General features: G+C 47.1%; 15 protein-coding genes. 1 reads left to right on the forward strand and 14 read right to left on the reverse strand.

The window, feature by feature from the left end; translation table 11 throughout:
• Window positions 1-54: 54 nt before the first annotated feature.
• The 3 genes from HFD99_RS22345 to HFD99_RS22355 form a co-directional block, all read right to left on the reverse strand.
• Window positions 55-2,811: a PHB depolymerase family esterase gene (locus HFD99_RS22345; RefSeq protein ID WP_123797134.1), complete on the reverse strand. Its 2,757-nt coding sequence runs from the start codon at window positions 2,809-2,811 to the stop codon at window positions 55-57.
• A 194-nt stretch (window positions 2,812-3,005) separates the two neighbouring features.
• Window positions 3,006-4,136, reverse strand: a complete 1,131-nt coding sequence (locus HFD99_RS22350) for a bifunctional cystathionine gamma-lyase/homocysteine desulfhydrase (protein WP_016821133.1) — start codon at window positions 4,134-4,136, stop codon at window positions 3,006-3,008.
• Window position 4,137: 1 nt separating this feature from the next.
• The gene (locus tag HFD99_RS22355) at window positions 4,138-5,061 is read right to left on the reverse strand and encodes a PLP-dependent cysteine synthase family protein (protein WP_016821132.1); all 924 of its coding nucleotides are present in this window, start codon (window positions 5,059-5,061) and stop codon (window positions 4,138-4,140) included.
• 253 nt (window positions 5,062-5,314) lie between these two features.
• On the opposite strand from HFD99_RS22355, the gene HFD99_RS22360 reads away from it, so the two are divergent.
• Window positions 5,315-5,677, forward strand: a complete 363-nt coding sequence (locus HFD99_RS22360) for a hypothetical protein (RefSeq protein ID WP_016821131.1) — start codon at window positions 5,315-5,317, stop codon at window positions 5,675-5,677.
• Between the two features lie 117 nt (window positions 5,678-5,794).
• Here HFD99_RS22360 and HFD99_RS22365 read toward each other — a convergent pair whose 3' ends face one another.
• The 11 genes from HFD99_RS22365 to HFD99_RS22415 all read right to left on the reverse strand — a co-directional run bounded on the left by HFD99_RS22365 (window position 5,795) and on the right by HFD99_RS22415 (window position 19,235).
• On the reverse strand, window positions 5,795-6,094 hold the full coding sequence (locus HFD99_RS22365; RefSeq protein ID WP_019687094.1) for a DUF6509 family protein: 300 nt from the start codon (window positions 6,092-6,094) through the stop codon (window positions 5,795-5,797).
• Window positions 6,088-8,055, reverse strand: a complete 1,968-nt coding sequence (locus tag HFD99_RS22370; protein ID WP_031463408.1) for an ATP-dependent DNA helicase — start codon at window positions 8,053-8,055, stop codon at window positions 6,088-6,090. The genes HFD99_RS22365 and HFD99_RS22370 overlap by 7 nt, the downstream gene beginning before the upstream one ends.
• A 223-nt stretch (window positions 8,056-8,278) precedes the next feature.
• The gene (locus HFD99_RS22375; RefSeq protein ID WP_031463407.1) at window positions 8,279-9,283 is read right to left on the reverse strand and encodes an ABC transporter substrate-binding protein; all 1,005 of its coding nucleotides are present in this window, start codon (window positions 9,281-9,283) and stop codon (window positions 8,279-8,281) included.
• Between the two features lie 100 nt (window positions 9,284-9,383).
• Entirely contained in the window at window positions 9,384-9,902 is a 519-nt protein-coding gene (locus HFD99_RS22380; protein WP_025364737.1) for an RDD family protein, read from the reverse strand.
• 388 nt (window positions 9,903-10,290) lie between these two features.
• A complete protein-coding gene (locus tag HFD99_RS22385) occupies window positions 10,291-11,433 on the reverse strand; it encodes a glycoside hydrolase family 88 protein (protein WP_017428384.1) in 1,143 nt (380 codons plus the stop codon).
• A gap of 56 nt (window positions 11,434-11,489) precedes the next feature.
• On the reverse strand, window positions 11,490-13,400 hold the full coding sequence (locus tag HFD99_RS22390) for a hypothetical protein (RefSeq protein WP_031463406.1): 1,911 nt from the start codon (window positions 13,398-13,400) through the stop codon (window positions 11,490-11,492).
• Between the two features lie 16 nt (window positions 13,401-13,416).
• A complete protein-coding gene (locus tag HFD99_RS22395; protein ID WP_031463405.1) occupies window positions 13,417-15,333 on the reverse strand; it encodes a heparinase II/III domain-containing protein in 1,917 nt (638 codons plus the stop codon).
• Window positions 15,334-15,534: 201 nt separating this feature from the next.
• A complete protein-coding gene (locus HFD99_RS22400; protein ID WP_016821124.1) occupies window positions 15,535-16,527 on the reverse strand; it encodes a cation diffusion facilitator family transporter in 993 nt (330 codons plus the stop codon).
• 229 nt (window positions 16,528-16,756) lie between these two features.
• Entirely contained in the window at window positions 16,757-17,026 is a 270-nt protein-coding gene (gene rpsN, locus HFD99_RS22405; RefSeq protein WP_017428381.1) for a 30S ribosomal protein S14, read from the reverse strand.
• 264 nt (window positions 17,027-17,290) lie between these two features.
• Entirely contained in the window at window positions 17,291-18,259 is a 969-nt protein-coding gene (locus HFD99_RS22410) for an ABC transporter ATP-binding protein (RefSeq protein WP_031463404.1), read from the reverse strand.
• Window positions 18,252-19,235, reverse strand: coding sequence for an ABC transporter ATP-binding protein (locus tag HFD99_RS22415; RefSeq protein ID WP_031463403.1), 984 nt, complete (start codon window positions 19,233-19,235; stop codon window positions 18,252-18,254). The genes HFD99_RS22410 and HFD99_RS22415 overlap by 8 nt, the downstream gene beginning before the upstream one ends.
• Between the last annotated feature and the right edge of the window lie 10 nt (window positions 19,236-19,245).

The following is a 19,245-nucleotide window of genomic DNA, read 5'->3' on the forward strand; positions in this document are numbered from 1 at the left end:
CCAAGGTGCATCAAGACGTTTTTTATATGGATTATGATAACACACTTGAATCTTTCATTGGCCTTGTAGTTTATGCTGCGCATGCCTAATGGAAGTAAAGTTAAATGCTCGTACTCCCTTGCTATCATACACAATAATCTCTTTATTCAAATACGGGTGTAGACCATTAAAATATCCGGGCATAATCAGTCTGCGCATAAAAAGGTTTTTACCCAGCAGACGGGGTGAATTGGTCGCTACAACAAGCATCTGCTGGGTTGCTGACCATGGGCTAGGCTGAATATATGACAAACAGTACTCGCCTGTCGTAAAATCGTCACCCCATGTATACCCGTCCTCGGTACATGCAATTTGAAGATGCGCTTGATACTTCTGAAGCAACTCATGTCTGGACAAATCCGAAGTGATACAAATCACGTTGCTTTCAGCTAGCTCTTTCTCTGGAATATCATTAGAAGACACCACCGGATAATGAACACCAATGTACGGATTCCAGGTCGCTGTCCGCGGGCTAGCCAAGGCGTTTGCCGTTCGTTTCACTGCCTGCTCTTCCTCTGATGTAGTATAGCTGGATGGAAGAACGATGTGAAGTCGATCCATATAAACGTCAAGTACACCCATACCGTGACTAGCACCATTTCTTCCCACGCTTTGCAAACCCGCAATACTCTTAGCTGCATCCGCATTTTTGGTGGAGTCTTCACTGCTCTCTCCCTCCCGTTCAGCAATCAAACGGTATTCGGGTGAGGGGCGTTTGTGCGAGTGTGTTTTAACAAAGCGAAAGCGGCTGTATTCTCGTAAATCCAACATGAAAATGCGGGCTCCAATACGAACCTGAGCGAGTTCCAAGGACATGTCCTCTTGCGAGAGATGAATCACAAATTCTTCTGCGTGAACAGCCTCAATATCCAATTCACCAGTGGAGCTCATTTCGCCATGCAACTCCGCATATTCCTCGTTTTCATCCATGCGCGTCAGTTCCAGCCAGTAAGCCCGATTATGTCTGCCCCGTTCCGTCCGATAGGCAATACGCTGAGGCACAACATCTCTTTTCCATTGCATAAGCCAACCCAGTATGCCGTCCAAAAGTCTTAACTCATGCGTATCCCAATGATTAGACTGTCGCTCTATCACACCTTTAAAATGGTTCGATGAAAGCTCTGTTACAGGAGCTGTGTATGCTTGGGCAAATAAATAATCCTGGTCACCACATACATCTAATATTGGCATATTGATCAAATTTTTCAGATGCTTGGGATGTGGCGCCCCTGAGATTACTGCAATAGCTGCAAACCGAGAAGGATAAGCCTGTGCCATCGCCCAGGCAGCATATGCGCCATTCGAGTAACCCGTCAGATAGATACGTTCTTCGTCCACTCGGTACGCTTGCAGTATGACATCTAGCCCCTCCAAAAAAGCTGCTTCTCCAATATAACTGCCCAGCGTAACGCCACGACACGAAAAAGTAACAAATATAGCTTCGTCTTCCCAGCCCTGCCCAAAACCTCTATCCTGAAAATCCGGCAGTCCCAGCTCATACCGCTTGCCAGGCATTAGAACGATCAGAGGATACCGTCGCTCAGCCGTGTAGTTGCTGGGAAGCTGGATTGTATACCGTTGTAAACTATTGTCCAAACGGGAGACAAATAAACCTTCGCCAATGCCGTCAGCCGTCAAAAAAATATGTTCTTTCTGGAGCACCGATGGGTGCTGTGACTGTTCGGTATGTCCATGCATAAAAATTTGTTTTAATAGCTTGATATATTCACGCACCACCCGTGAATCCCAGATTTCAAAAGGATCTTCCGGCAAATCCGTTAATCTTTTTAATTCCTCAAGCAGGCCCTCTATTTGTATTTTCTGCGCAGAAGGAAGTTCATCTTTAGCGCAGACTTGAATGAAATGATCATACTCTTCCTGTAAGCACTCCACGACGACTGACAAAGGCCGCACAAGTACCGAATACACAAAATGATGTTCTACGGCCTCATGATCCCGATATGTAACGGTGAAGTGCAGCATTCCCGTCTTCTTGGCCTTCTCCTCATCCCAGGCGTAGCTTTGCTCCTGCTCCCAATGGGCTGTAAACCGATCCAGCTTCATACCCTCATCATTCGTTACCTCAACCCATAACGTTTGATCTGAGGGAAGAAGTATCCGATCCTTACGCAGCAAGTAAAATAGGATCGGGCTGTTTTCTCCTTCCCTGCCAGCACTTTGCTCAACTTCTAACCAAGCCATATGATTACGTATATTACGCTCTACGAATTCACGATGCAGTTCTATCACATCTAGTTCATCGCATACCTGATTTCCACTGATACGAATAGAACGAGCCTCATCAGGAATAAACGCAGCAATGATAACGACCGTGTGGTCACCTTCCTCCAGATATAAGCGAAAGGGACCAGATTCTGCATATACCAATGTTCCATCTATCCAAATTTGTCCAGTTCCTTCAAACGGTCTGAAAATCACTTCCTGTGCTGTCATACAACGTAGATTTGAAACCAGCAAAAGTCTTTCTTGTTCAGCCAAAGGCGGAAAAACACCTAGATTCAGTTCAGAGGTCCGGGGATCAAGCTCGGTCAATAATCGGCATGCTGCCCTTCCCCCTGCTGAAAGCTCAATTCCATCTTCACTACAAGCCTTTTCCAAATTCCATTCCTCATGCGTAAAATGACTAGACCATTCCCTGCCCACACCACAATTTTCCGGAAGCTCGACTGGACCGACTGCATAAGCAGACGCCAGACGTACCGGATGATCCAACAGCACAGTAGTTGCCTTTTCCAGATGTGTGAACCTCATAACATTCCCCCTCCAGGTTTTTGTTTCCTCAGAGACGTAGCCGCGTTATATTCGGTTTAACCTTCAAATGAACTATATAAAACTATTCGTTGTCACCTCTATGTACTCCTTTGTGCTTTCCAAAAAAGAAGCTATTCTCACAACAAAAAAAGAGGCAGCTTCTGCCACCTCTCTGGATCATTATGCTTATTTTCTTACAATGCTGATTGCAAGTCTTCGATCAAATCCTCCAGATCTTCAATCCCAACCGAAATCCGTACCAAGCCCTCGGTAATACCTAGCTCTGCGCGACGTTCTGCGGGAATGGAGGCATGCGTCATACGTGCCGGAACGCTAATCAGACTTTCAACCGCTCCCAGGCTCTCAGCCAGTGTAAAATACTGCACTTTTTTCAGGAGGGCAACCGCGTTGGCATCGCTACCTACATCAAACGAAATGATGCCGCCAAAGCCTTCAGCTTGAGTTTTGGACAGCTCGTGCTGTGCATGGCTTTCCAACCCAGGGTAGTACACCTTACTAACCTTCGGATGCTTTTCCAAAAAGGCTGCAATTTCCTTTGCATTTTTCTCGATTGCTTCCATACGCAGACCCAAGGTTTTGATACCGCGGATCAATAACCAGGAATCCTGCGGGCCGAGAATACCGCCAATGGCGTTTTGTAGAAAATGAAGCTGCTCGCCCAGCTCTTCACTGTTGACTACAGCCAAACCGGCTACAACATCGCTGTGTCCACCCAAATATTTGGTTGCCGAGTGAACGACGATATCAGCCCCGAGTGTAATTGGCGTCTGCCAGTAAGGGGTAGCAAATGTATTGTCCACAATCAATAAAAGCTCATGCTTTTTCACCAGCTCTGAAACCGCGCGGATATCAGTAACTTTCAACAGCGGGTTGGTTGGTGTTTCGACATACAATGCCTTCGTATTGGGACGGATTGCTTGGGAAATAGCCTCCAGATCAGTTGTATCCACAAATGTGGACTCAATCCCGATCCGACTAAGCACCTTGCTTACAATACGATAAGTGCCCCCGTATACATCATCGGTCAACAAAATATGATCCCCTGCTTTAAACAAGGAAAATACTGCATGAATCGCTGCCATACCGGAACCGAAAGCAAAACCACGTTTGCCTTCCTCCAGTTCCTTGATCAGCTCTTCCAGTGCAAACCGGGTCGGGTTGCCTGTACGCGAATATTCGTATCCCTTATGAACGCCGATTTCCTCTTGCTCATAAGTACTTACCTGATAAATAGGAACGTTAACCGCACCAGTATGAGGATCGGTAGGGAGTCCACCGTGAATCAGTTTTGTTTTGCGTCTCATTTTAAATCCCGCCTTCATATATTTTTTTGCTCAGATAACGTTCACTGCTATCTGGGAAAATGGTGACAATATGTGCACCATCCGGTGCGCTCTCTGCTTCCAGTAAAGCAGCGTGCAGGGCTGAACCGGAGGAACTGCCGACGAGAATACCCTCACGTTCCGCCAGTTCCTTGACGCGGTTGAATGCGTCCACATCGCTAATGGTATGAATGGCATTAAAAAAGCCTTTGTCCACAAACTCAGGGATTAATTCCATGCCGATCCCTTCTGTTTTATGAGGGCCTGACTCGCCACCATTCAGAATGGACCCTTCAGGCTCTACGATGACCGTTTTAATGGCTGCATTCTGCTCCTTAAGATAACGCGAGGTTCCCATAAATGTGCCCCCCGAGCCTGCTCCTGCCACAAATACGTCCACTTTACCGTCCAGATCGTTCCAAATTTCAGGTCCCATTGTCGTATAATAAGCCTCTGGATTATCAGGATTGCTAAATTGCTGTGGCAAGTATGCGTCTTTGATTTCAGCAGCCAATTGCTTTGTCTTTTCAATGGCTCCCTTCATCCCCTCACTTGTCGGGGTATGAACGATCCGTGCTCCCAATGCCTTCATCAGGTCCTGCTTCTCCTGGCTGAACTTCTCTGGCACAGCAAAAATAACCGAGATATCATAATGAAGCGCGGCCATCGCAAGACCAATACCTGCATTGCCTGCTGTTGCTTCTATTAAAGTCCCGCCCGGCTTCAACTGGCCTGTCTTTAATGCTTTTTCAATTAGAGCCTTTCCCACCCGGTCCTTCACGCTGCCGCCGGGATTCATAAACTCCAGCTTGGCGAACAGGCGAATTCCTCTGGGTAGAGAATAGCTATTCAGCTCCACTAATGGCGTGCGCCCGATGAGTTCAAGGGTATTGCGATATACATTCATAATTTCAAGCTCCTTTTAATGGCGAATCCAAAATAAACCAACGGTCAAAAATTAGCGCCCATTGTCGGAGAACTTCGCTATCTTCTCCAAAAACATAGTAATGCGGTAAGTATTGATGCAATAAGATTTTATGTGTATTTGAAGCTTTTGTCAAATGGACCAGTCACAACACCCACACCCTTGATATCCTGCCTCGATATGATGGAGAATAATCTCTCAAAATTCCCTTTTCTAACATAGGAGGATGCTATCTATGGGTAAGCAATGCTTAAAGATAGCTGCCGTATATTTTGCCCTCGGTGCGCTGCTCAGTGCAATCATTGGCGTGTCGGGTGATTATAGCCTGTCCCCTATTCAGTCTCATATCCATTTACTGGGTTGGACGACTCTTGGGATCATAGGTCTAATCTATGTGGCCTTTCCTGCACTTTCAGTTACGATTTTGGCACGTATCCATTTTTGGATACATAACATCAGTCTGCCAGTGTTGATATTGGCGATTATAGGTAAAAATTACGCGATTGTAGAGGCTGGAGTGTGGATCGTCATAGGATGGGTGTTACTGGCGGCGGGTATTATGCTGTTTATGGTGAATATGTGGAACAGACTGCGTTAGAGCACATAGGTTCATTTCACTGGTCATAGAAAAAAGGAGCCTGGTCATTGCCAAGGCTCCTTGATGTCCTCATTATAGGTTGCAATATATAGCTTTGCTAGCTATGTGCCCTTACTGTTAATTTACTGCTCCATCCTGTACATGTTCTTTACAGAAGTTTTCAACTGCTTGCAGCTCATCCTCTTCAAGTTCAAGCTCGATGTAACGATCCGTTGCTTTTTCAAACAATTCATACTTCAGCAGTCCTGTCTTTCCTTCGTCTACTAAATAAAGAGCACGGATATATATTCCGTTTTCAGTGTATAGCTCGTCGTCTTCCTCTACCTCTATCTCAATGATAAATTCATAACGCTGTCCACTCAAAATACCAAAAGCATCTTTAATTTGATCTACTGTATATGCTGTAAAATTCAACATGTTTTTATTCCCTCCGGTTTTCCTTCAATTACGGTGCATTCTACGCCCGCAGGCAGTAGTTGTTCAACTTGTGTGCGTACTTCTGGACGATTCAAATCGTGACCCATGATCGAGATCCAGCCCTGATCATTACGCGAGCGGATTAAACGCCCTATGCCCTGTCGGAGCCTAAGTGCCATGTGAGGCATATCTATCTCATTGAACGGATCTGCTGCATCCTTGCGCAAAGCCGTAAAAACCGGATCGTTCGGAGGAAATGGCAGCGACCAGATGATAACATGTGACAGGGATGGTCCAGGGATGTCCAATCCTTCCCATAATGTAACAGCGCACAACACACTCTCCACATCATTCTGAAAAGCGGAGATCAGATGGCTGATTTCAGCCGAACCTTCATACAGAAAACGATAGGCAGATGCCTCTGGGTAAGCAGCGAGTCCCCTTTGGAAGGCAGTCAGTTCCTCCTGAGAAGGAAACAGGATAAGCGCTCTTCCCTGCGATTTCTTCAGTAGCGTCAGCGCTCTCTGGATTGGATTATGTCCCGCTTGCAACGGGTACAATGCCGCTTGCATCTGATCACTGTAGTCATAAGGTGAAGCGACGGAAAACGTTAACGGGTTTTCAATACCGAGACTCTGCGCCATATAGTCAAATGAACCCTCCACGGAAAGTGTAGCCGAAGAGAATACGATTGGAATATGCTGCGCAAATACTCGTTCTTTGAGAATCTCTTTTACCATCTTCGGCATAACCACAAGCGTTAATCCATCCTGGTCCTCCGTCACCCACGAGATGAGAAGTTCAGGACGCTTAAACAAAGCCAAAGCAGTTTGAATCATTTCCAAATGTTCTTCTACAATTTTGACTTGATACTCATCCAGAGAGAATAACCCGCTTTCAAACACAAGCTCTTCCTCGATCGTGCCGATCAGTTCACCAAAACGGTTCACCTCCCGAATCAACGATTCATTCAGGATAAACTCCTTGCGATTAGACCCCTGTACTGGCTGACTGTTCTTATTGAGCGCGGCGAACAATGCCTCGCTTTGGGAGATTGCATCCTCGATCGTCATAGCCAGAGATTCCCGCACTTCCCCCTCTAGCAGTCGGGTAATAATAGACTCAAATTGAGTGTGCTTAAGCTTGTAAGTAAGCGCATTTTGTGCTGCTGTCTCCAGCAAATGCCCTTCATCAAAAACAACAGAGCTGTGCTCTGGCAACAACGGCAGTTGACCCTCGCGCTTTCTCGCTTCGTAGGTCCATACATGCTCCATGTAAAAGTCGTGAGAGCAGATGACCAAATCTGCCGCTTTGCGGTAATGATCACGAGACAACGTCTGTCCGCAACGATGGCGCTGATGACAAACGAGACAGTCTTGAAATACATCCCATCCCAGTCTGCTCCACTGTCCATCTGTTAGCTCGGGATACTCTTTCCGATTCCCGTATGGAGTGAAGGACTGTAACGTATCTGGAAAATGAACAAAATCAGGCAGACCCTGATAAATATCGCGGAAAACATCTGCGTCCTCATCCAGTCCGCTTCGCCCCTCATCCAGCTTGTTCAGGCAAATATATTGATCCGGTGACTTCCCCAATCGAGCATCAATCGTCAAGCTTAAGTGCCGTGCCAGCTTGGCGATATCTCCTTCTGGCTTCACCAGTTGTTCAATCAATGATTCATCCGCACAGGCGATAATCGCCGGTTTTCTCATGTATCTGGCATATGCAATAGCGTACAGCAGGTATACCAGCGTTTTGCCAGTGCCTACACCTGCTTCTGCAAAAATGGTCTTTTTTCCCTTATAGGCACGTTCCAGCTGGAATGCCATATAAATTTGTTCATCCCGAACCTCAAAGCCGACTTCAGGCAAAACTTCGTAAAATACATCTGCAATCCAGTCACTTGCCTGCTCAATAAACGGCTTGGACGGATCAAAGGCAAAAGGGTAAGTAGTCAATCGGGCTGTGCCTCCAATTCGTTCATAATGTGCATCCTTTCATTATAACGCAAAACAAGCTAAAAAGAACATGTAAACTGTAAGAATAACTTACATTTTTTATTTTTCATGAAATTCTATAAAAGATAGGACGTCGAGGGGTTTGTTTGTGAGGACGTTACACTGCCATAATGAAAAAACAAAGAAACCAGCAAATGCTTTCAGGCACTGGCTGGTTCCTTGTTTACTTTTGCTTCATCAAATCTGGAATTTGTTCCAGCAATCGTTCTCTCGTAATGGCATCATCAAAATTCCACGAGCTGTCAAGCGTATAAACCCGTTTATTCTGAACGGCAGGAATCGTTTTCCACACTTCACTATTCATCAGGTTTCTGGTCGTTGCAATTGTTTCTTCACTCTGATCCGACAGAATAAAGAGTTCATCCCCGATAAATGAAGGAAGTACCTCGTTAGAAATGGTAGCAAAGCGCTCTTTTTTATCAATCAAGTCTGTCTGTACCTTGGAAGCTGGTATAAAACCGAGCATATCATACAACGACACGGATATACCCTGATGTCCCATAACATACAGGTTATCCCCCATAACTAACAGCACTGTTGCTGTCTCTCCCGGCTTAATGTCAACATCCAGCTTGGCCTTCATTTGTTTGGCCTTCTCGTCATATAAGGTTTTAAACCGATCTGCCTCTTTAGTTTTCCCAAGAAGTTTACCTAGCTCCTGCATACGTTCAAAAGTTGCCAATTCGGAATTAAGAACCACGGTAGGTGCAATTTTAGCTAACGTGTCAATCGTCTTTACATCCCAATTATCGAAAAGAATAAGGTCTGGTTTCAGCATCGTCAGCTTTTCCAGATTCACCGGGTAGCCTATATCGATAATATCCTTGGTAAGGTCTGCGTACACTATTTGTGACTGAATGACACTCAGACTCGCACCTGCTGGACGTACACCCAAGGCAAGCAAATCCCCTGGATCACTGCCTACATAAACAATTTTCTGCGGATTTACCGGAATCGTGACTTTACGTTTTTGAAAGTCTGTATATTCCCGGGTGGTCGGCGTTGTAGATGCCGTTTCCTTTTGCTCCGTGCTGTTTGTAGCCTGTCCTGCCGTAAGGGAAGTTTGGGCACCATTTTCTTGTGAGCTACAAGCTGAAAGTACAATGGCTATAATGAGCATTACACTCGTCAGCACGGGGAATCGAGGCGATATTTTTATATGTTGCATATGATGTATCCTCCAAGTTATGTAGTTTCATAGAAAATGATAATCATTATCATTTACTTTATATTACATAATAGTCCCATCATCTGCAACGGCGATTTCCTTAATTCATTCTATTAGAAGCTACTGGAGGTAGGGACGATTGCTGCTCATGTCGCTGCAACTCTTTTTTATTTACAACTAAGGTGCTGGCACAAAGATCGTGGACTCCCTGTTTTTTCGCAGTAAAAGCGACCACAATGTAAATAAGACGTAAAATCACAAAAGAAATGGCTTTAATCCAATAACGCCCTGAGGCATGTAAGAATCCAAGACGCTTTCCTTCCTTATCTACAACAACTAAAGAGAACACGAGCTTACCTGGTGTTGCTCTTACCTTCGACGACTCCCATAATACACAGTACAGCCATGGCACCATGAGCCAAAAGATTAGCGGCCACCACATAAGCAGTACTTGTATGAACACCGTCTCCTTTATACCCAAAATATCTGGGATGATGTAAATTGCTCCCCCTATTGAAAGGATTATGGCAGTAAGGATGATCAGATCAATCACAAACGCTGCCGTTCTCACCCAAAATCCTCCGTAAATCTTTCTTACACTATCACTTGTTACTGTCATAATGATGTATAACTCCTTTGCATTCGTTAAAATCCATTTTATTCCTTTACCCAAGGAGATATCATACGGCCACCTCCCTGAATTGTCAATTTACGAATAAACACTCATAAACAAGTGAAAAGACCTATTTCCATGCATTAAAATGGACATTTTTATAGGATTTAAGAGCTTATATACCGTGATTTTACTCTGATTAGGCACGAAATAAGCGCTGCTACAGTCTCTTATCTACCTATACGTAGTACTTTGGCATCGAATTAAAATCAGCCTTTTCACGCATAAAAAAACAGCGTATGTGTAAATGAGTTTACACATACGCTGCCTCACTATTTATTATATCGATTTGACAAGCAACAACTCAGCTCGAATGAGCTTGTTCCTGACCATCTTACTTACTATATTTTTTGCCCTCCACACTAAACAAACCTTCCTCACCACGCAGCTTTGCCAATGCTTCGACAAAGAAATAATCGCCGTAGATGATGGGCACATTGATGTGTTTTTGCTCAGGATAATGTACGGTTCCGTTCATCAGCAATCCCTCATGTTCTTCGCCCCATGCCGTACACGTGTGATGCAAACCCTGAAGGATGGATTCTGCAGCTTTTGTAAATTGCTCTGCACGTGCCGAATATTTTGCTAGTTCCAGCAAACCGCTAGCTGCAATGGCCGCAGCTGACGAATCCCATGCTTCGCGGTGTCCTTCTTCTGCTCTAAAGTCCCATACAGGCAGGCAAGCATCGCCCAACTGGGACAGGAAAAAGTCAGCCGTGTTCTCGGCCACCTTTAAATAACGCGAATCGAGTGTGTATCCATACGAAAGCGTAAAACCGTACAAAGCCCAAGACGTGCCACGTGCCCAGGCGGAACCGGGAGCAAATCCCTGTCCGCCATGCTCAGCGACCTTTTTTCCAATCTCCGGATCGAACTCAACCACATGCGCAATGGAGCCGTCCGAACGAACGAACTCACGTGCCACGGTATCTGCATGCTGGACAGCGAGAGCCGCAAAGCGTGGATCTCCACTTTCCTCCGAGGCCCAATAGAGCAAGGGTAAATTCATCATACTGTCTATAATCGCAACACCCCGTGTATCCATATCCTTCGAGTGGAAGTTCCACGCGCGAATAAAGCGGCCATTTACGTTAAAACGGGCAGCCAGCAAATTAGCAGCCAATAACCCCCGTCTTCTGGACTCTGAATCTCCAGTCAACCGATGGGCGGCCACACCGCTGAGCAGCCAAATAAAACCGAGATCATGGTCTACAGCTTCGCTATTATAGAGTATTTTTTCCAACCGGGCCTCACACCGTTGTGCAATTTTGGCAGACTCCCAATCAGGACGTGCCCGATGGGCCAGCCATAGCAGTCCCGGATAAAAGCCTGCTGTCCACCATGCTTCCTCACGATTATCATAACGTCCACCCTCTGCAACATGTGGAAAGGCGTCCCCCAGTCTTGCCGCCAAGGCAAGCGTTTTATCCAATGCCAGCTCCCACGATTGCTCCAGCCACGCTTCTGATTTTATCATTCCTTTTTCCCTCTCCCTTTCCACATGATTGAAGATAACTATGGCTCCCGAACTATCTATTCAGGTAACCGAATGATAAAGGAAATGCGACTGCCGCCACACTCTAGACGCGCTCCCTTAAGTAAACCATTTCGGCAGGCTACGGCAGTCAATTCATCCGGCCATACGACGTTTGTTCCTTCCGTCGTGGGGATAACTTCAAGGCTTGCGCCCGCATATTCTACGCGAATGCTTTCAGTTTCCTCCCCGGCTGCCATCACATGATGAATCACACTTCGTTCCCGACCGTCATACGCCATCAATGGAATAAGTGCCCCCACATTCTGAATATTGCCCTGAAGCTCATACGACACTTCAATTTTGCCGGGCACCTGACGATAATGCGTTCGGATTTCCCTCACCCCCGGGAATGGACCTTCCCACAGCAGAGTGAAATCTGTCTCTCCATCAGACGCTGAGCTGCGCTCCATCTGTACGTTTCCTCCGCCATCCTGCGGATCAATCCCTCCATCACGATCGAATTCCAATGTACCGGGGATTCCTTCTGACAAGCTGTGCCATTTTCCGTCTTCGGTTTGCCAGGCTGGTGTATAGCTCAGCGGGAAAATATCTCCCTCCGCGAAACCCGTAAAGCCGCGATCTGCGTGTCCTGCTGAGGATGGGCCGATCAGAGACGGCAGCGCAGAACGTTGAACACGTACGATGCCCGGAATATTGTACGGATCGTTGATTGAGGTCTGCACAAGCATTTGCTGCCCGTCTACAGCTGCAATGACGGTCTGAAACCAGCCGTCCGTTGCCAACACCCGACTGCCGATCTCCGCCGGGATAGAGGTCGGAGGAATACGATCAATCTCCTTCCCATGTAGGAGGGTATGGGCCAGCACCGCTGCCGTCCACAGACTGTAGCAGGTATGATTCGAGTACACCTCAAAGCCATGGCGTGCCTCAGACGAATAATGGTTGCGAACGATATGCAGCTTGCCATCATCGGTCTGCCATCGGCTAATGGATTGCCAGCATAGATCTGCTGCCCGTCGAAATGCACCTGCAAGCCCATGCTCGCCTGCTGTATACGCCTGCTGAGCATGTGTTGTAAAAACAAAAGCCGCAGCCGCTTCGTTCCATTGGTGCTGCGCGCTTCTTCCACGCGGAGGAATTTCCCCATGCGGGGATAAAGTCAGCAATGAGCTAAGTGCTCCTCTGCGAAGGTAGTCACGCACTTCGAGAGCACAGCCGCCATTATATCCGCTCTCCAGCATCACGCCCAGATGAAACCGTGTGACAATATCGTAGGCGAATGGGCTATTGGGCCGATCCAGCGGACCATCTTGATACAGCCCCAAACCGGTAAAACGAGGTAAATGGTAGTTGCGGATATACGTCTCCATCCACTCAGAGTCGGCTGCAATCCCTTCAGTGGCACGCAAAAACTCGCCGGAAATCATGATCGCGTTCCAGTTGATCATCCGGTTTGGATTTTTCATTTTGCTCATCGTAAAAATGTAAGTCTGCTCAGGTTGAATCCTGCTCAACTGCTGCTTCCAAGCCGTGGCTTGCTCTGGCAGCAGATTTTTAAGGATACGATACGCCCCCATCATCATAATTGGAAAAAAGTCCGGGTGATGATCTGGCGCTTTTTCGTCCACTACACAGGCTATGCTATGCGTCAAGGCCGCAGCCGCAGATTCGAGTAAATCATGCCGGCCTTCTTTGACCAGCACAGCCGCACTCAACGCATAGGATGGGGTGGAGTAATACCGTTCACTTTCAGAATGAGGGTCAATGATAGCTCCGTTTTCATCCTGATACAAGGCATATGCACGAACCAGCTTTTCCAGCACAGCCAGCTTACGTTCGTGTGTCCATCCATCATTTTCTCGATTTGGTGCGCTTTCCACCTGTTGTATAAATCTCTCCAGTTCCGTCTGCCAAGGGTATACGCTGCCTGTTTGAAGCTTATTCATTCTGTATGCCTCCCATTCAACATGAAGATTGATGTATGGTAAAAAATAGATTGCAATCGACACTTGCTGAGCCGTTCCAGCGATTGGAATCCAGTTGCAGTGATGTCTTATAAAATACAAAGGGCACTCCGTCATGATCTATATGCTTCACAGCCTCCAGCCTCTGCCTCAGCGCGCCAGCATCATAATTTAGCCTAACCACTGCATTCGTTCCTTTCCATTCCACGAAGCCTGCTCCTGTATTAGGCTGAATACGGCTGATCAAAAGCTCCTCCACATCCCACGGCTTCACGTTCATACTAGACGTTTCAAACTCAAAATGATCTGTGACAGTAAGCCTTGCTCCCTCGTTTCCCTCCAGTACACTCCAGGCAAAGGAACGGGTGAAAACAGCCAATTCATCTACAGCATAAGCAGATGTCAAGTCGAGCTTAAAGCTTGTGACTGTCTGTGCTCCCTCCTGCTCATCCATAGCAACATCCAGCACAACCGCCCTTGCCTTTGCTCCGGATTGCTGCGCGGTCCCATTGATGATAGGCACGGAATGGCCGCTGGAGGAAATATTGATAATCGACTCCCGTCCGGGCGAAAAATAGGCTTTCGTGTACAAGCCTGCTCCCAGATCACAAAGTAGATTTTCGCCGCCGCCATGAAGGATGAAATGTCCAAGATCATTATGATTGTGCGGCTCATTGTTATGCCCACCCTTGGCTGAAAAAGCAAGTACGGCATCTGAATGATCCTGCTGCCCCCCAGATCCATGATGACTAGAACTGAGGCTACGGCACATCAACCAGCCGAGTTGTGGCAAATAATCGATTTCGGCTTCACCGCATCCATACACCAAGGGATTCGTCCAGACTAGGTTACGCAATACATGAGCCCAGCGGCGACACGGATCTTTCAACAAACCAGGTACGCGAAAAGGAAGTGTAGATGGGCGTCCCAGCAAATAATTCACATAGGAGATGAGTCCGGAAGGTAACCGTTCAGTTTCACTACTATCTGAATAATTAGCGAAAATACCGTCCGACAAATGGACCCGTTCTGCGAAGGCTGCGATTTGCCTTACCTTTTCCGAGTTCAAAATATCCACAGCTTCCTCGGTAAACTCACGCAGCATATCGGCAAAATATATAAAGTACCCAAAGCCATACACCCAATAACCTACGCCTTCGGGACATCCCCCGTCCTCTCTGTAGCCTGCCAAAAAACAATCCAGTGCGCCCAGCACACGCTCGATGGCTACCGCTTTGGAAAAGTCGTCTTTTGCCAGCAGCAATGCAGCAATTCCGCAACCCGAAGCGCATACTGCCGACCAGTTATGCTCTGCCGTTTCCCAATCATAATGATGAGGCTGCCAAAAAACAGGTTCCAGTACACGGCGCTCAACCTCTTTGTGCACCTGAACGACTACGTGATCAACCAGCTTTTCTCCAAGCAGCAATAAAATTTCAACCAGCATTTGCGCTGTTTCGGACGCGAATAAATCCACCTGCTGCCAAGGCGGTGTTACAGTGTCCTCTTCGTTGACATGTGCAGGAAGCGCCCAAGTGTATTCGCTGCATATGTCCAGCAGTCCGCTTTCCACCTCTTTCATCTTCCGAGGCACCGGATCGGCAACAGCTGCCAGCACGATAGCAACTAGTCGTCCGCGCCGTTCGAAGTATACATCCTCATACGGCTTGCGCTCCCCTGTATTAGCAAATTGCCGGAACAGAGACAATGGTAGTTCAGGCCAAGGCGCTTCCCGAACATCATTGCAGATGCGTTCGATGTCCTTCCAAAGCTCGGCGAATGCCGGTTTATCGACAGTTGCCCGTAGCCTTTGGGTCCAATTGCTCCTTAACCGTTGTCTTGCTGAACCCTGCACTCCGCCAGCCAGCGCGTTGACGAGCCGCGAAGCAGGCCAAGCCTCCTTCAGAAGACTCATTCGCATTTCCTCCCCATGAGAAGCATTCGTTTCACCCTCTTTTTGTTAACGCTTTCATTGTATCTAACAATCAGCCTAAATTCAAAGGGGTAGGAATACAATTGGAAAAATATAAAAGAACCTCCACGCCACGTTGTCGTGGTCATGAAGGTTCTTATTTACATTCTTAAGCTCCGTCCAGGTTCGCTTTGGTCCATTTTTCTAAGCTTTAGGCTTCTCTTGTTTCCAGTTTCTAATCCCGTCATCCTCTAGAATCCCCAATGCGGCATCTGAAATATTAGGATCACGCAGCAGAGCATCCTCGACTCTAAATTTGATATCATCAGCATCGGCCAGCGTCATGCCCGAAGTAAGCTCAATTACCCCTTCGACGTGATAGTAACGCCCCTCCTGCAAAATACGCATTTGAGAAATATCGGTCACATGTGTATCTGCCAGGATAATGGAAGCCACACGTTCTTCGATATCGGGAGGTGCTGATACACCAATCAAGCCCACCATGTTGTCATAACCGACCCGGAACGCTACACCGACCATCAGACAGCCGATGAGAATACTTGAAATTCCGTCCAGCAGCTTAAAATCAGTCAGCGATGTGACCACTACAGCTAGCAGGGCGAGTACCCCACCTGTCGTTGCAACCAAATCCTCATAGAACACCAAACGGGTTGGTGGCGCAGCACGTCCCACATGACGAAAGGCAGAAGTAAAAATACTTAGCCCCTTAGCTTCCACTCTGGATTCATGCAGCACTTCTTTCATCGCTTTGCTCCATACAAATCCGTCAACCGCCAATGACAAAACCAGCACCACTACATTAATCCAAAATCCTTGTGCAGATTCAGCCGGATGCTGTAGCAAATGAATTCCTTCCAATGCAGTTTCGTAGGCCATAATCGTTACGACAATAACAGCAACCATACAAAAAAGATTAATTACCCGTCCAAAGCCAGTAGGAAACCGTTTCGTAGGTTTTTTCTCTGCCAATACACTGCCTGCAAATACAAACATTTGGTTCACTGCATCCGCAATGGAATGCATCATCGTAGCAAACATAGAGCCACTGCCTGTCAAGGCAAAAGCAATCCCCTTAATCAGGGCAATGCCGGTATTACCCAACGCTGCCGAGCCTGAAGATTTATTTCCTTTTTTGACCATACTCCAAAAGGAGTCCTCTCTCTGTTTCACTTCCATCTTGTAGCTCCTCCTGAGGTATACATAATCTGACATATCCACATTATGTAATCGCTTGTTATGTATTATTTTTAACCCGTCCATATTCTACCTAACCAACTGAGGAGAATCAATACAAATGATAATATATTCCTTCTAAAAAGAATGCTCCACGCCACCCTACGGCATGAAGCATTCTCGTTACAACCTGCTATCAGATAAACATACAAACAATTAATCGGTTTCTAAATTACCAGCTAGATTTCGTAATGCCTGGTATTTGGCCTTTATGGGCCAGCTCGCGGAACGCAATTCGGGACAGCTTGAATTTGCGCAGGTATCCTCTCGGTCTGCCTGTCAGCTCGCAACGGTTTTTCAAGCGGGTTGGGGATGAGTCCCGAGGAAGCTTTTGCAAAGCTTCATAGTCCCCTTTTGCTTTTAATTCACGTCTCAAATCCGCATATTTCGCTACAATTTCCTGACGTTTCTTCTCTTTTACGATTTTCGACTTCTTGGCCATGTAAAGCTCCTCCTTGTTATATATGCCAATCATAAAGGTTCCCCATCGCGATCGCGGGACGGAAGGACACAAATATGGACATGCTTTTGCATTTTAATAGTAATCATTACGATTAATGTTTAATATACCTCTGCTTCAAGTAGATTGTCAACTCAAACATTTCAAAACACTATACAGCAAAAAGCCGTTGCTCTAGCAGAACCGTTTCATTGCGGTGAACGGTCTGCCGTGACAACGGCACAAAACTTGCTGAGTTAACTTCGTTCATTCAGCCAAATGGCAAGCCACCCAGTGATCTGGGCGAGCTTCACGATAGAATGGAATCTCTTGAGAACAGCGGTCGATTGCAAAGGGGCAGCGCGTATGAAACTTGCAGCCCGAAGGCGGATTCACCGGACTTGGAATATCCCCTTTGAGCAAAATACGTTCTCTTTTTAGCTTCGGCACTGGTATAGGCACAGCCGACAGCAACGCCTTCGTATACGGATGCAGCGGATTGCCGAATAACTCGTCACGCGAAGCTGTTTCGACCATAGAGCCTAGGTACATCACGCCAATACGAGAACATAAATGTTCAACTACGCTCAAATCGTGGGAGATGAACAAATATGTCAGACCCCGCTCGGCCTGCAATTTGGCAAAAAGGTTAATAATCTGCGCCTGTATGGACACATCCAGCGCTGACACCGGCTCATCAGCGATGATCAGATCCGGTTGAAGCGCCAGCGCGCGGGCAATGCCAATCCGTTGACGCTGGCCTCCCGAAAATTCATGCGGGAAACGGTCGATATGATATTCCGACAATCCGCACAGCTTAAGTACGTCCAGCACGATCTGCCGGACCTCCTCTTTGGTAGCTATACCGTGGTCGAGCAGCGCCTCACCAATGGCATCTCCGATCCGTACACGCGGATTCAGCGAGCTGTACGGGTCTTGAAAGATCAGCTGAATTTTAGGACGAAGTTCCTGCATCCCTTTGGCCGACAAGCTGTGGAGATCCACCCCTTTGTATTTTACGGTACCATCTGTTTTATCCGTCAATCTGACAATCGTGCGGCCCACCGTGCTTTTACCGCTCCCCGATTCCCCCACCAGACCGAAGGTTTCACCCTGACGGATCGTAAAGCTTATATCGTCTACTGCCCGCACGTGCCCTGTAGTACGATTCATAAAACCGGACTTCACCGGGAAGTATGTTTTTAAACGGTCTATTTCCAACAACGTCTCAGCCATAAACAACCGTCTCCTCATACAACCAGCAGGATGCTTTCTGCTGAGCTGAAACTTCTTTTAATGTAGGCTCCTTTACACGACAAATGTCCATGCAATGCCCGCAGCGGTCATGAAAATAACAGGAAGTCGTCAGCTCCAGTGGATTAGGTACCTGTCCGGGGATGGAATACAGCTCCTTTTGGCGCTGATTAAGCACCGGTTTGGACTTGAGCAACCCCTGTGTATAGGGATGCTTGGGGTGATTGAATAGCTGCACCACTTCGCCTTCCTCGACGATCTTGCCCGCATACATCACAATGACGTAATCGGCCATCTCCGCAACAACACCCAAATCATGGGTGATTAGCATGAGCGACATATTGGATTGGGCTTTAAATTCACGCAGCATGTCGAGAATCTGTGCCTGAATTGTTACATCCAGTGCCGTGGTCGGCTCATCCGCAATAAGCAGCTTGGGTCCGCAAGAAACAGCAATGGCAATCATAATTCGCTGCAGCATCCCTCCACTCAGTTCATGGGGATAGCTTTTTAAAATCTGCTCCGGTCGGGATATGCCGACCTGTTCAATCAGCTCTAGCGCCCGCTTGCGAGCTTGCTTTCGGCCCATCTTTAAGTGCTCAATCAGTGGCTCAGACAGTTGTTCACCAATGGTCATCACCGGATTTAATGAAGACATCGGCTCCTGAAAAATCATGGAGATTTCATGTCCGCGAATCGTGCGCATCTCATTTCTACTAAGCTCTAGCAGATCGGTTTCCTCAAAACGGATACTTCCACCTGCGACTTTACCACCGGGACTCTGAATCAGGCCCATGATCGACATGGCGGTAATACTTTTGCCGCAGCCCGATTCACCGACAATGCATACCGTCTCCCCCGGCTTCACGCGAAAGCTGATATCATCCACCGCTTTGACCGTTCCTTCTTCTGTATAAAAATGAGTGCTTAAATGTTCAATGGAAAGTAAATTGTCCATGGTGCATGAT

This window comes from Paenibacillus sp. EKM301P, from assembly GCF_011800295.1.
Lineage (GTDB): Bacteria > Bacillota > Bacilli > Paenibacillales > Paenibacillaceae > Paenibacillus > Paenibacillus polymyxa.